We start from the raw sequence: 12393 nt of genomic DNA, 5'->3' as shown, positions 1-12393 counted from the left end.
TGTGGCCGTGCCGGCGGCCCGGCCGGTCAGGCCACGGAATCGTCCGGGGTCACGACTCGCGAAGCCGGAAACTCCAGCGAGAATATGCTGCCGGCGCCGAAGCGGCTGCGGATGTTCAGTTCGGCATTGTGGCGCATGGCGACGTGCTTGGTGATGGCCAAGCCCAGCCCCGTGCCCCCCGTGGCGCGCGAGCGGCCCCGGTCGACGCGGTAGAAGCGTTCGGTCAGGCGGGGGATGTCCTGCGAGGCGATGCCTATGCCCGTATCCTGCACCGAATAGCAGGCGGAGCCCGACTCGGTCAGGTACCAGCTGACCGTGATGGTGCCGTCCTTGGGGGTATAGCGCACGGCGTTGGTGAGCAGGTTGCTGATGCCCGAAGCAAGCTCGGACTCTATCCCCGTCACGTACAGGTCGTCGTTGACATTCACCACGAAGACGTGCTGATCCTTGGACAGGCTGCGGGCCTGCTGCAGGGCGGTCTCGATCAGGTCGCCGACCCGCACGGGTTCCCCCGTGCCCGAAGGAGAGGACTCCAGGGTGGACAGCGTCAGCAGGTCATCGACTATGGCCTGCATGCGGCGGGCCTGCTCCATCATCAAAAGGTAATAATGCTCGCGTTGCTCGTCGCTGATCGACGCGGCGGGCATGTCGTGCACGGTTTCCAGGAAGCCGGCCAGCACCGTGAGCGGCGTGCGCAGTTCGTGCGAGACATTGGCCACGAAATCCTTGCGGGTGGTCTCCAGTTTCTCGAGCTGGGTGACGTCGCGCGTCACGAGGAGAAACTGCTTGACCCCATAGCGGGTCAGCTGCACCAGCAGCGACCGCTCCTGGCCGTCCCGCGCAATGTGCAGCAGCAGCGGTTCGCTCCATTTCTCGCTGCGGGCGTAGGCGGCGAACTCGGGCGAGCGCAGAATGTTGAAGATGCTGAAGCCGCGGTCCTTGCTCATGTCGAGGCCGATATGCTCGGAAGCCACGGGGTTGCACCAGGTGACGGCCATTTCTTCGTCGAGCGTGATGGCCCCGTCGGGCAGCGCCCCGGCGGCCAGCATGATGCTTTCGACGTTCCGGTTCAGCTCGTCGATTTCCAGCCGGTTGGCGCGCAGCTTGCGGTAGATGGGGGCCAGCACTTCGTCCCAGGGGCCCACCGACGGCGGGGGCGGCTCGTCGATGTTCTTCACCCACCTGGAGATCTGGGACAACTGCACGCCGCTGACTAAAATCATGGCGACCAGGCCCAAGGTCAGCAGCGACCAGCCCGTGACGGGATTGATCCACATGCCGCACAGCCAGGCCACGAGCGCCCAGAGACAGATCGTGAAGAGAGTTTTTGTCATGCTTCGGTTGCTGTGGCGGTTGCTGTGGCCGGGTCGTGGCGGTGTCAATGAGTGGCGGTGGCGGGAATCGGCCGCTGCACGGCGAACCGATAGCCCGCTCCGCGCACGGTTTCAATATGGCTGTCGTGACCGGTGGGTTCGAGGGCCTTGCGCAGACGGCGGATATGCACGTCCACGGTGCGCTCTTCGACGAATACGTGATCGCCCCAGACCTGATCCAACAACTGGGCCCGGGAAAAAACCCGCTCGGTATGGGTCATGAAAAAATGCAGCAGGCGGAACTCCGTCGGGCCGACCGTGAGACTTTGATTGTCTCCGCTGACGCGGTGGGTGGCGGGATCCAGCGTCAGTGTACCTATTTTTATGATGTCGTCGGTGAGCTGGGGCGCGCGCCGGCGCAATACGGCCTTGATGCGCGCCATCAGCTCCTTGGGAGAGAAGGGCTTGGTGATGTAGTCGTCGGCGCCTGCCTCCAGGCCTTCTATCTTGTCGTGCTCGGAACCCTTGGCGGTCAGCATGATGACGGGCACCTGGCGGGTGCGCTCGTCGCTGCGCAGCTTCTTGGCCAGCGTGATGCCCGAGGCGCCCGGAAGCATCCAGTCCAGCAGGATCAAATCGGGAAGTTCCGCGCGGATCAGCGTCTGGGCCTGTTCGGCATCGAAGGCCCGCAGTACTTTATGGCCGGCAAAGCTCAGGTTTACGGAAATCAGCTCCTGGATGGCGGGCTCGTCTTCGATGACTAGAATGGTCGTGCTCATGGCGTGTCGCGTCGGCTTGGATGAATGGTTCGAAAATGGTTCACGCTCACATCTTATGGCTTGATTATTACAGGTTTGTGAAGCCGGCCGCCGCATCGGCCGACGGATCGTGTTACATCGCCGCTCTCCTTCGGAGCGGTGGCCGCCGTTTCATCTAAAATGGCCCTTCAAGCATTCCAAAGCGACCATTGCCATGCAAGATACCCCCCGCGGCGCCGAGTCCGGCCCCTCCACCACTCACTTCGGCTATCAGACGGTCGACGAGGCCGAGAAGGCGCGCAAGGTGGCCGAGGTCTTTCATTCGGTGGCGGCCAAGTACGACATCATGAACGACCTGATGTCGGCGGGACTGCATCGGGTCTGGAAGGCCTTCACCATCGGCCGGGCCGACGTGCGTCCCGGCATGAAGGTGCTGGACATCGCCGGCGGCACGGGCGATCTTTCCAAGGCTTTTGCCCGCCGGGTGGGGCCCAATGGGCAGGTGTGGCTCACCGACATCAATGACTCCATGCTTCGGGTGGGGCGCGACCGCATGGTGGACGCCGGCCTGCTGCTGCCGGCGGCCGTCTGCGACGCCGAGAAGCTGCCTTTTCCCGACGCCTATTTCGACCGCGTCAGCGTGGCGTTCGGCCTGCGCAACATGACCCACAAAGACCGCGCCCTGGCCGAAATGCGCCGGGTGCTCAAGCCGGGCGGCAAGCTGCTGGTGCTCGAATTCTCGCGCATCGCCAAGCCCCTGGCCCCGGCCTACGACTGGTACTCCTTCAATGTGCTGCCCTGGCTCGGCAAGAAGGTGGCGGGCGACGAGCAAAGCTATCGCTACCTGGCCGAATCCATACGCATGCACCCGGACCAGGAAACCCTGGCCGGGATGATGCGCACGGCCGGCCTGTCGCGGGTGCGCTTCTTCAACCTCAGCGCCGGACTCGTGGCCCTGCACGAGGGCGTCAACCTCGGCTGAAATAAATGAACTTTTGTGTTGGGTATGGGTCTTAATTACGCTACTATTCAGCTTTGCGTAAGTTAATTATCCGTTTCCATTTCCTTGGCCGGCCGCCGCGGGGCGCCGGTCGGGCAACACAGGAGCACTCGATGAGCAGACGCTTATCCCGTTTTTTCGCCATGGCCCTTCTGGCGGTCAGCGCCGTGGGCATGGTGTCCGTTTCGTTTGACGCCGAGGCGCGCCGCTTTGGCGGCGGCAAGAGCTTCGGCTCGCAATCTTCGCGAGTGACGCAGAACCAGCCCGCCGCCAAGGCGCCATCCGCCAACACGACGCAGCGCAACGCCACGTCGTCGGCGGCTACGGGCGCCGCCGCCGGTACGGCCGCCAAAAGCGGCATGTCGCGTTTCCTTGGCCCCATCGCGGGCATCGCCGCCGGGCTGGGCATCGCGGCCCTGCTTTCCCATCTGGGCCTGGGCGGCGCCTTCCTCGAAATGATGTCCAGCCTGATCCTCATTGCGCTGGTCGTGTTCGCCATCATGTTCATCGTGCGGCGCCTGCGCGGCCCGTCCACGGCCGCCCAGGCGGCCGGCGGCGGCATGCGGCGCGAAGGCATGGGCGCCTCCGACTGGGCCCGGCCCTCGGCGCCGGCTGACATTGCGCCCGCCTCCGTGCCGGCGTCCGAAGCCGCTCCCGTAGCGCAGCAGGTCCCGCAAGAGGGCTGGTTCATCCCGGCCGGTTTCGATACGGCCGCCTTCCTGGCCAACGCCAAGAAGCAGTTCATCGCCATCCAGGGCATCTGGGACCGCGGCGACGTCGAGCAGCTGGGCCAATACCTTACCGACGATCTCATCGCCGAGTTCCGTCCGCAGATCCAGGCGCGCGAAGGCCGGCCCGAGCATACTGAGGTCGTGCTGCTCAACGCCGAGCTCCTGGGCATCGAGGCGGTTGCCGGCGGCCATCTTGCCAGCGTGCGCTATTCGGGCATGCTGCGCGAAGCGCCCGGCGCCGAGGCCTTCCGCTTCGAAGAAGTCTGGAACCTCTACAAGGCCGAGAACGCCGGCTGGCTGCTGGCCGGCATCCAGCAGATTCCCGGGCAGCAGTCCAACTGATCGCAAGCGGCGGGCCGCCGGCCCGCCCGCCCCGTTTCCCGCCAGACACTCCAAAGGCGTGCGCCACGCCGCTTTTGGAGTGTTTTCATGACTGGACCTCCGGCCCTTCCAAAACCGTTAAACTTAGGGCCTGATACCTTTTGCAAAGGGCGGCCGCCGCGCCGCAGTCCCGCCTCATCATGTTCGCTTTTCCGCCTTTTCCCGCCCCGGCCTCCTTGTGCGCACGCATGCTCAACAGCTTGTTGCGGCGCGAAGACTGGGCCAGAGAGCGGCTGGCTCGCCATGCCGGCAAGTCGGTCCGCTTCGTGGCCGAACCGTGGCGGATAGGCCTGGCCATACATTCGGACGGGCAGGTCGAGGCCTGCGACCCGGCCATCGTGCCGGACGTGACCCTGACATTGCCCGGCGAGAAGCTGACGCAGCTGCCCGCCATATTGCGCAGCGGCGACACCGACGAAATCACCGCGCTGCTGCACATCCAGGGGGATGCCGGGCTGGCTCAGGTGGTGTCCGAGCTTGCGCGGGGCCTGCGCTGGGATGTCGAAGACGATCTCGCGCGATGGGTGGGAGACGTGGCCGCCGTCCGGCTGGTGGGGGCGGCCCGCGATCTTTCCTCGGCGGCCCGCCGGTCGGCGACGCGGCTGGCCGAGAACGCCGCCGAATATCTCATCGAGGAAAACCCGCAGCTGCTGGGGCGTCCTGCTTTCGAAGACTGGCGCGGCCGCCTGCAGGCGATGCAGCAGCGCCTGCGCCATCTCGAGGAGCGCATCGAACGCATCGAGCGCCGCGGCGCGCATTTCGCGGGGCGTGCCTGACCATGCTGACGCTGTGCCGCCTCATTCGCATCGTACTCGTTTGCCTGCGCTATCGGCTGGACGAACTCGTCCTGTCGAGCATCAAGCACCCATTGGCCCATGGCCTGCTCAAGGTCGTGCGCTTCGGCCGGCCGCCCCGCATGGCGCGGGGGGTGCGGCTGCGGCTGGCGCTCGAGGCGCTGGGGCCCATATTCGTCAAGTTCGGACAGGTGCTTTCCACGCGGCGCGATCTCATTCCGCTGGACGTGGCCACCGAGCTGGCCCTGCTGCAGGACCGGGTGCCGCCCTTTCCCTCCGAGCAGGCCGCCGCATCCATCGAGGCGGCGCTGGGAGCGTCGCCGCACAAGCTGTTCCAGCATTTCGAAATGGATCCGGTGGCCTCGGCCTCGATCGCCCAGGTGCATTTCGCCGTACTGCACGACGGCCGCGAAGTCGCGGTCAAGGTGTTGCGGCCGGGCATGCTCAAGGTCATCGACAAAGACCTGGCCCTCATGCGCATACTGGCCGGCATGGTCGAGCGCCTGGTCGCCGACGGGCGCCGCCTCAAGCCGCGCGAGGTGGTGGCCGAGTTCGACAAATACCTGCACGACGAACTCGATCTCATGCGCGAGGCGGCCAATTGCAGCCAGCTGCGGCGCAATTTCGGTCCCGAAACGGGGCGCCACCACCTGCTGATCGTGCCCGAAGTGGTCTGGCAGTACACGGCCAGCACCGTGTTTACCATGGAGCGCATGCGGGGCATACCGGTCAGCCAGCTCGACAGGCTGCGCGAGGCGGGCGTGGACATCGAGCTGCTGGCGCGCACCGGTGTCGAGATATTCTTCATGCAGGTCTTCACCGACGGTTTTTTCCATGCCGACATGCACCCGGGCAACATCTACGTGTCCGACGCGCCCGATACGCTGGGGCGCTATATTGCGCTCGATTTCGGCATCGTCGGGTCTTTGTCCGAGTACGACAAGAACTATCTGGCCCAGAATTTCCTGGCCTTTTTCCGGCGCGACTACCGACGCGTGGCCCAGTTGCACATCGAGTCGGGCTGGGTGCCGCCCGATACGCGCGAAGAAGAGCTCGAGGGGGCGGTGCGCGCCGTGTGCGAACCGTATTTCGACCGTCCGCTGGCCGAGATCTCGCTGGGCCAGGTGCTGTTGCGTCTCTTCCAGACGTCGCGGCGCTTCAATGTCGAGATCCAGCCGCAACTGGTGCTGCTGCAGAAAACGCTGTTGAACGTCGAGGGCATGGGGCGCGAACTCGACCCCAACCTGGACTTATGGAAGACGGCCAAGCCCTATCTCGAACGCTGGATGCGCGAACGGGTCGGTTTCGCCGGCCTGCGCAAGCGCCTGGATCAAGAGGCGGCCCAGTGGAGCCAGATGCTGCCCCAGTTGCCGCGCCTGACCTATGCGGTGCTGTCGCGCCCCAATGTGCAGCCCCATCTCCACGCCGAACTAGTCCGGCTGCGCAAGGCGCAAGAGCACACCAACCGGCTGCTGATCGTCTTTGCCGCCACGGTGGCGGTGGCGATAGGTGTTGCAATTTGGGCACTTGCGGCCCATTGAATTGGGTATTACGCTTATTTGAACGAATTTGTCAAGTTCAGGGCTTTTAATGTCAAAGGCCCTCTCGGCCTATGCTTGCGGGGCTAGGCTCGCCGACAATACGTGTGCGGGACGCACATGCAATCTATGAAAACCAAGAGAGATTTATATGCTTTATCCTGAATTGTTCAAATCAATGGAAGCGGTGCGCTGGAACATGGCGTCCGACATTCCCTGGGATCAGTTCGAGGCAAGTAAGCTCTCGGATGAACAAGCCTACACGATCAAGATGAACGCCATCACCGAGTGGGCAGCCTTGCCGGCCACCGAGATGTTCTTGCGCGACAACCGGGACGACAGCGACTTTTCCGCTTTCATGTCGATCTGGTTCTACGAAGAACAGAAGCACTCGCTGGCGCTGATCGAATATCTGCGCCGCTTCCGCCCAGAACTCGTCCCCACCGAGCAAGAGCTGCACAAAGTGCGTTTCGAATTCGATCCGGCGCCCGCCCTCGAGACCCTGATGCTGCACTTTTGCGGCGAGGTGCGCCTGAACCACTGGTATCGCCGCGCGGCCGACTGGCACACCGAGCCGGTCATCAAGGCCATCTACAAAATCATTGCGCAGGACGAAGCGCGCCACGCCGGCGCCTATCTGCGCTACATGAAGCGCGCGCTGGTGCACCAGGGCATGGAGTTCGGCCAGCATGCGCGGCTGGCCTTCTCGAAGATCGGCGTGCTGATGGCCTCGGCCCACCGCACGCCCCAGGCGCTGCACCCCACCAATCTGCACGTCAACAAAGACATGTTCCCCAACGATACGGTGCAGTCGCAGCTTCCCAGCCCCGGCTGGCTCGAGAACTGGCTCGACAACCAGATCTGCTTCGACAAGGAATGGGAGGGCAAGGTCAGCGCCCGCATCCTGCATAATTTGTCGCTGCTGATGGACACCACCTTCAACACGGTGCAAGACCTCAACCGCTATCGCAAGGGCCTGATCAAGGGCCTGCCCGCGACGGCGGACGCATGAGCGCCCGTTTCGAAGCCAAGATACTGCCGCGAGAAGAGTGCGTCGCCCAGGCGCACGCGGGCGGTTTCGCGCGTCCGCTGGTGTTCACCAACGGGGTCTTCGATATTTTGCATCGGGGCCACGTCAGCTATCTGGACGAAGCGGCGCAGCTTGGCGCCACGCTGATCGTGGCGGTGAATACCGATGCCTCGGTGCGGCGGCTGGGAAAGGGCGCCGACCGGCCCCTGAATGCCGAGGCCGACCGTGCTGCGTTGCTGGCGGCGCTGGCTTGCGTATCGTATGTGACGTGGTTTGACGAGGACACGCCGATCGAGCTGATCGGGGAGCTGCGTCCCGATGTCATCGTGAAGGGCGGCGACTACGATATGAGTGTGTTGCCCGAGACCGCCCTGGTCGAGTCCTGGGGCGGGCGCGCGGTGGCGATCCCGTTCGAGTTCCAGCGTTCGACGACTTCGCTGTTGCAGAAGATTCGTTCTTAGAGGTTGTTGCTCGAAGCGAAGCACTTAAAGCGCTAGAGATCAAACGGCTGCGAAGGCCTTCTGGGTTCTTTAAACGCTGCCGGAGGCGAAGCTGTGCAGGCCGGGCGGTCGGGCGGTCCGAGGCAGCGCCCTCCAACGCCCGGCCTGCACAGCTTCGCCTCCGACAGCTTGCATTGGTGGCTTGCCACGAATGCGGTGGAAGGCCGATATTCTTCCCACGCCTCTTACCTATGCCGCAGAAGGCCGCCTTGTGCGGCCTGTATGGCTTGCTCAAACATGAGCCGCTGGAGCGGGGCACGCTTGGCCTGGGCGTTGGAGGGCGCTGCCTCGGACCGCCCGACCGCCCAGGCCAAGCGTGCCCCGCTCCAGCGGCGTGTTAAGGACCCAAAAACACCTGAACCTAAACCGCTCCAGTGCTTACTGCGCGACCCGAGCCGGGCCGGGCTTTTCTTCGAGCAGCGCATTGATGGCGACGATGTCCTCGTCGCTGAGGATGCCGCTGGCGGCTTTGAGGCGCAGGCTGTTCATCAGCGTATCGTAGCGGGCGCGCGACAGGGCGCGTCGGGTCTCGTACAGCTGCTGCTGGGCGTTGAGCACGTCGATGTTGACCCGCACGCCCAGCTCGTAGCCCGTGCGATTGGCGTCCAGCGATGCCAGGCTTGATTCCTCGGCCGCGCGCAGGGCCTGGATGCGCGCCAGCCCCGACGTGACTCCGGAGAAGTACTGCTGCGTCGACTGCACCGCCTGGCGCTTGGCCGCCTCGTGGACATAGCGCGCCTGCTGCAGCCGGGAAGTTTCCTCGCGCACCTGGGACGAGATCTCGCCGCCGCTGAAGATGGGAATCGAAAGCTGCAGCCCCACCGCCGAATCCAGCGAGCGCGGGCCATTGCGCTGCCCGTAGATGCCCTGGTCGCTGGCACTGCCCGTCTGGGCATAGAGGCTTAGGGTGGGATAGTGGCCGCTGCGCGCGATGTCGATCTGCTTTTCGATGATGAGGGCGTCCAGGCGCGTCCGGGCCACATCCAGGCTGGCCTGCGACGACTGCATGGTCCAGTCTTCGAGACGCGCCGGCGCGGGGGGCGGCAGGGATGTGTCCGCAGCCAAGCCCAGCAACGTGCCGGGACGCTCGCCGATGATCTTGGCGAGCTGGTCCTCGCTGACTTGCAGGGCGTTGCGCGCCTCGATTTCAGAGGCGTTGAGCAGGTCCAGGCGCGAACGGGCCTCGTAGATGTCGGTGACGGTGGTCGCGCCCACCTGGAAACCGCGTTCGGCCGCGTGAAGCTGGGTTTCGATCGCCTGCTTCTGGGCCTGGATGGTCTCCAGGGTGTCCTGGCTGGCCAGGACTTCGAAGTAGGCCTGGGCGACCCGTAATATCAGGTCCTGGTAGGCTTGCTGCAGCGCGAGGTTGGCCGAATCGGCGATGTATTCGGACTGGCGCAACTGGTCCCATTTGCCGATGTCGATGATGGGCTGGGTGAGCGTCAGCGCCCAGAGGCCGACGCGGCGCGTTTCGTAGTGCTGAAAATTGCGGGTGCGCCGCACGTCTTCGATTTCGCCGGCGGAGTCGAGGGTGATGTAGGGCAGCAGCCGAGCCCGCGCCTGGGGGATTTTTTCCTGGTCGGCGTTGCGGCCCGCGCGCGCGGCGGCATAAACCGGATCGCGCTGCAGAGCCGCCGACCAGACCGACAGCAGGTCCTGGCCCAAGGCGGGCAGGCACAGGCTCAGCGACAGTACCGCGAACAGGGTGCGCAGTCGGCCGCGGCGCATTGTCAGAATTTGAACTGAGACACCGCCGTACCGCGCAGTGGCTTGATGACGGTATCGAACAGGCCTTCGGTGTCGAAGCTGGCGGCGCTTGTCCGGGTGATGCGGCACGCGGTCATGACGGGCTGGGTGCCGACCACGACGACCATGCGGCCGCCGATGCTGAGCTGGTACTTGAGCGCGTCGGGCACGGCGGGCACCGAACCCGTCAGGAGGATGGCGTCGTACTCGGCCGTGCCCCAGCCGGCATGGGCGTCGCCGATTTCGACCTTGACGTTGCCGACCTTGTTGCGGCTGAGATTCTCGGTGCCGAAGGCCGCAATGCGGCTGTCGATCTCGATGCTGGTCACCTGCTGCGCCAGCCGGGCGAGCAGGGCGGCCTGATAGCCCGAGCCGGTGCCTATCTCGAGGACGCAGTCGGTGGACTGGAGCTGGAGCTCTTGCGCCAGGCGCGCTTCGACCTTGGGCGTCAGCATGGTCTCGTGCGTGTCGACGGCGTTGATGACCAGGGGCAGCTCGACATCCGAGAATGCCAGCGCCCGCAGCCGGGGCGGCACGAAACGCTCGCGGCGCACATCGATCAGGGCCTGCAGAACCCTGTGGTCTTGAACCATCCACGGGCGGATCTGCTGCTCGATCATGTTGAAACGGGCGAGTTCGGTTTCGGAAAGGCCTGTCGCGGTCATGACGTCAAGTAAATAAAGGAGAATAAACTGGGCACATTGTACCGATTCGTTGCGAGGCATGCCGCGGCGCGGGCTGCAGCGGCCTTACCACCAGGCGTGAAAGTGCTGCACGGGGCCGTGGCCGGAGCCGACTTGCAGCCTGTCGGCTTGGCCTATGGCCGCGACGAGATAGGCTTTGGCGCGCCGGGCCGCCTCGGGCAGATTGTCTGTCTGGGGCAGCAGAGCGGCCAGCGCGGCGGACAGCGTACACCCCGTGCCGTGGGTATTGGGCGTGTCGATGCGGCGGCCGGGCAGTTCTATCATCTGGTCGCCGTCGTGCAGCAGGTCGATGGTGTCTGATCCCGGCAAGTGGCCGCCCTTGAGGAAGATCCAGCGCTGGCCGGAGTCGCTCAGCAGACGGCGCAGCTTCTCGGCCACTCGACGCATGTCGCGCAGATTGTCGGCCGCGGTTCCGCCCGCCAGCACGCCGGCCTCGGGCAGGTTGGGCGTCAGCACGGTGGCCAGCGGCAGCAGGCTCTCGCGCAGCTCGTCGATGGCGCTGCGCTCGAGCAGGGCGTCGCCGCTCTTCGCGATCATGACGGGGTCCAGAACGATATGGGCCGGCTTCCAGTGGGCCAGCCGTTCGGCGACGGCGCGCGTGACGCCCTGCTGGCCGAGCATGCCGATCTTGACGGCATCCACGCGCACGTCGGCGAACAGGGTATCGATCTGCTGCGCCACGAACTCGGGCGGCACGGGGCTGATGCCCGTCACGCCGCGGGTGTTTTGCGCGGTCAGCGCGGCCACCACCGCCATGCCGTAGGCGCCCAGGGCGCTCATGGCCTTGACGTCGGCCAGTACGCCGGCGCCGCCGGAAGGATCGACCCCGGCGATGGAAAGGGTGTTCGGAATCATGTCTGCACGAATACTCGTATCGGGCCGCGGCTAGCGCGACTGGATCAGCCCCTCGGCGGGCGAGCTGGGGTCGGCGCTGTAGAACTTGCGCGGCATGCGGCCTGCAAGGTGGGCTTCGCGCCCCGCCTCGACGGCTTTCTTCATGGCGCTGGCCATGAGGATGGGGTCGCGCGCGCCGGCGATGGCGGTGTTCATGAGGACGCCGTCGCAGCCGAGTTCCATGGCCACGGCGGCATCCGATGCCGTGCCCACGCCGGCGTCGACCAGTACCGGCACGCTGGCCTGATCGATGATGAGGCGCAGGTTCCAGGGATTGAGAATGCCCATGCCGGAACCGATAAGGGATGCCAAGGGCATGATGGCCACGCAGCCCAGCTCTTCGAGCATGCGGCACTGGATGGGGTCGTCGGCGCAGTACACCATGACCTTGAAGCCGTCGTCCACCAGGGTTTTGGCGGCCTTGAGGGTTTCGGGCATGTTGGGAAACAGGTTGTTCTGGTCGCCCAGTACTTCGAGCTTGACGAGATCGTGCCCGTCGAGCAGCTCGCGCGCCAGGCGCAGGGTGCGCACGGCGTCGTCGGCGGTATAGCAGCCGGCGGTATTGGGCAGTATGGTGTATTGGGACGGCGGCAGGAAGTCGAGCAGGCTGGGTTCGCCGGGGTTCTGGCCGATATTGGTGCGCCGGATGGCGACGGTGACGATCTCGGCTCCGCTGGCCTGGATGGCGGCGCGGGTTTGTTCGAAGTCTTTGTATTTGCCTGTGCCGACCAGCAGGCGCGACGTGTATTCGCGGCCGGCGAGCTTGAAAGTGTCTGAATGAGTCATTTACGAGAGATGTGGCGTACGGGGGCCGGGGTATGTCGAGCGTTGTGCTGGGGGCCGGCGTGCCGTCTACGAAGGGTTTGCTGCGATCAATGTAAAAGGATAATGCATTTGAGAGGGTTTGTGCAGTTGGCGGGCTGGAGACGCTTGATTCGATGTTGGTCTTTGCGCGCCGCTAGGATTGCAAGCCGCAGGCCGAATTGCCGGCGAACTCGGTGACG

General features: G+C 64.9%; 12 protein-coding genes. 6 read left to right on the top strand and 6 right to left on the bottom strand.

All coding sequences use genetic code 11. The features are described 5' to 3' along the window. Nucleotides 1–26: 26 nt before the first annotated feature. Both phoR and phoB read right to left on the bottom strand, forming a co-directional pair. Complete coding sequence (gene phoR, locus CSC67_RS01885; protein WP_118992812.1) at nt 27–1334, bottom strand: phosphate regulon sensor histidine kinase PhoR; 1308 nt, start codon at nt 1332–1334, stop codon at nt 27–29. A 44-nt stretch (nt 1335–1378) separates the two neighbouring features. Next, nucleotides 1379–2092, bottom strand: coding sequence for a phosphate regulon transcriptional regulator PhoB (phoB, locus tag CSC67_RS01880; protein WP_118992811.1), 714 nt, complete (start codon nt 2090–2092; stop codon nt 1379–1381). Between the two features lie 193 nt (nt 2093–2285). On the opposite strand from phoB, the gene ubiE reads away from it, so the two are divergent. From ubiE to rfaE2, 6 genes are all read left to right on the top strand, one after another. Then, on the top strand, nt 2286–3053 hold the full coding sequence (gene ubiE / locus CSC67_RS01875) for a bifunctional demethylmenaquinone methyltransferase/2-methoxy-6-polyprenyl-1,4-benzoquinol methylase UbiE (protein ID WP_118992810.1): 768 nt from the start codon (nt 2286–2288) through the stop codon (nt 3051–3053). A gap of 131 nt (nt 3054–3184) precedes the next feature. Next, nucleotides 3185–4144, top strand: coding sequence for a Tim44 domain-containing protein (locus CSC67_RS01870; protein WP_118992809.1), 960 nt, complete (start codon nt 3185–3187; stop codon nt 4142–4144). Nucleotides 4145–4323: 179 nt separating this feature from the next. Next, complete coding sequence (locus tag CSC67_RS01865; RefSeq protein WP_167752713.1) at nt 4324–4959, top strand: ubiquinone biosynthesis accessory factor UbiJ; 636 nt, start codon at nt 4324–4326, stop codon at nt 4957–4959. Nucleotides 4960–4961: 2 nt separating this feature from the next. Continuing rightward, on the top strand, nt 4962–6518 hold the full coding sequence (ubiB, locus tag CSC67_RS01860) for a ubiquinone biosynthesis regulatory protein kinase UbiB (protein ID WP_118992807.1): 1557 nt from the start codon (nt 4962–4964) through the stop codon (nt 6516–6518). Between the two features lie 148 nt (nt 6519–6666). After that, complete coding sequence (locus CSC67_RS01855; protein WP_118992806.1) at nt 6667–7527, top strand: ferritin family protein; 861 nt, start codon at nt 6667–6669, stop codon at nt 7525–7527. Next, nucleotides 7524–8006, top strand: a complete 483-nt coding sequence (gene rfaE2 / locus CSC67_RS01850) for a D-glycero-beta-D-manno-heptose 1-phosphate adenylyltransferase (protein WP_118992805.1) — start codon at nt 7524–7526, stop codon at nt 8004–8006. The genes CSC67_RS01855 and rfaE2 overlap by 4 nt, the downstream gene beginning before the upstream one ends. A 417-nt stretch (nt 8007–8423) precedes the next feature. Here the strand turns inward: rfaE2 and CSC67_RS01845 are convergent, their stop codons facing one another. The 4 genes from CSC67_RS01845 to CSC67_RS01830 all read right to left on the bottom strand — a co-directional run bounded on the left by CSC67_RS01845 (nt 8424) and on the right by CSC67_RS01830 (nt 12175). Further along, entirely contained in the window at nt 8424–9773 is a 1350-nt protein-coding gene (locus CSC67_RS01845; RefSeq protein WP_118992804.1) for a TolC family outer membrane protein, read from the bottom strand. Nucleotides 9774–9775: 2 nt separating this feature from the next. Continuing rightward, entirely contained in the window at nt 9776–10456 is a 681-nt protein-coding gene (locus tag CSC67_RS01840) for a protein-L-isoaspartate O-methyltransferase family protein (protein WP_118992803.1), read from the bottom strand. A gap of 84 nt (nt 10457–10540) precedes the next feature. After that, entirely contained in the window at nt 10541–11350 is an 810-nt protein-coding gene (gene thiD, locus CSC67_RS01835) for a bifunctional hydroxymethylpyrimidine kinase/phosphomethylpyrimidine kinase (RefSeq protein ID WP_118992802.1), read from the bottom strand. Between the two features lie 30 nt (nt 11351–11380). Next, nucleotides 11381–12175 (bottom strand): thiazole synthase, encoded by a 795-nt coding sequence (locus CSC67_RS01830; protein WP_118992801.1) that lies wholly within the window; start codon nt 12173–12175, stop codon nt 11381–11383. Nucleotides 12176–12393: the final 218 nt, after the last annotated feature.

The organism is Pusillimonas caeni, assembly GCF_003545815.1.
GTDB lineage: Bacteria > Pseudomonadota > Gammaproteobacteria > Burkholderiales > Burkholderiaceae_B > Pusillimonas > Pusillimonas caeni.
The sequence above is the reverse complement of the archived record's forward strand: the minus strand, read 5'-3'. Positions and strand labels throughout refer to the sequence as shown.

Bases quoted from the DNA above. Each gene is read 5' to 3' on its own strand.
- phoR (WP_118992812.1), bottom strand. From the start codon at position 1,334: ATGACAAAAACTCTCTTCACGATCTGTCTCTGGGCGCTCGTGGCCTGG.
- phoB (WP_118992811.1), bottom strand. From the start codon at position 2,092: ATGAGCACGACCATTCTAGTCATCGAAGACGAGCCCGCCATCCAGGAG.
- ubiE (WP_118992810.1), top strand. From the start codon at position 2,286: ATGCAAGATACCCCCCGCGGCGCCGAGTCCGGCCCCTCCACCACTCAC.
- CSC67_RS01870 (WP_118992809.1), top strand. From the start codon at position 3,185: ATGAGCAGACGCTTATCCCGTTTTTTCGCCATGGCCCTTCTGGCGGTC.
- CSC67_RS01865 (WP_167752713.1), top strand. From the start codon at position 4,324: ATGTTCGCTTTTCCGCCTTTTCCCGCCCCGGCCTCCTTGTGCGCACGC.
- ubiB (WP_118992807.1), top strand. From the start codon at position 4,962: ATGCTGACGCTGTGCCGCCTCATTCGCATCGTACTCGTTTGCCTGCGC.
- CSC67_RS01855 (WP_118992806.1), top strand. From the start codon at position 6,667: ATGCTTTATCCTGAATTGTTCAAATCAATGGAAGCGGTGCGCTGGAAC.
- rfaE2 (WP_118992805.1), top strand. From the start codon at position 7,524: ATGAGCGCCCGTTTCGAAGCCAAGATACTGCCGCGAGAAGAGTGCGTC.
- CSC67_RS01845 (WP_118992804.1), bottom strand. From the start codon at position 9,773: ATGCGCCGCGGCCGACTGCGCACCCTGTTCGCGGTACTGTCGCTGAGC.
- CSC67_RS01840 (WP_118992803.1), bottom strand. From the start codon at position 10,456: ATGACCGCGACAGGCCTTTCCGAAACCGAACTCGCCCGTTTCAACATG.
- thiD (WP_118992802.1), bottom strand. From the start codon at position 11,350: ATGATTCCGAACACCCTTTCCATCGCCGGGGTCGATCCTTCCGGCGGC.
- CSC67_RS01830 (WP_118992801.1), bottom strand. From the start codon at position 12,175: ATGACTCATTCAGACACTTTCAAGCTCGCCGGCCGCGAATACACGTCG.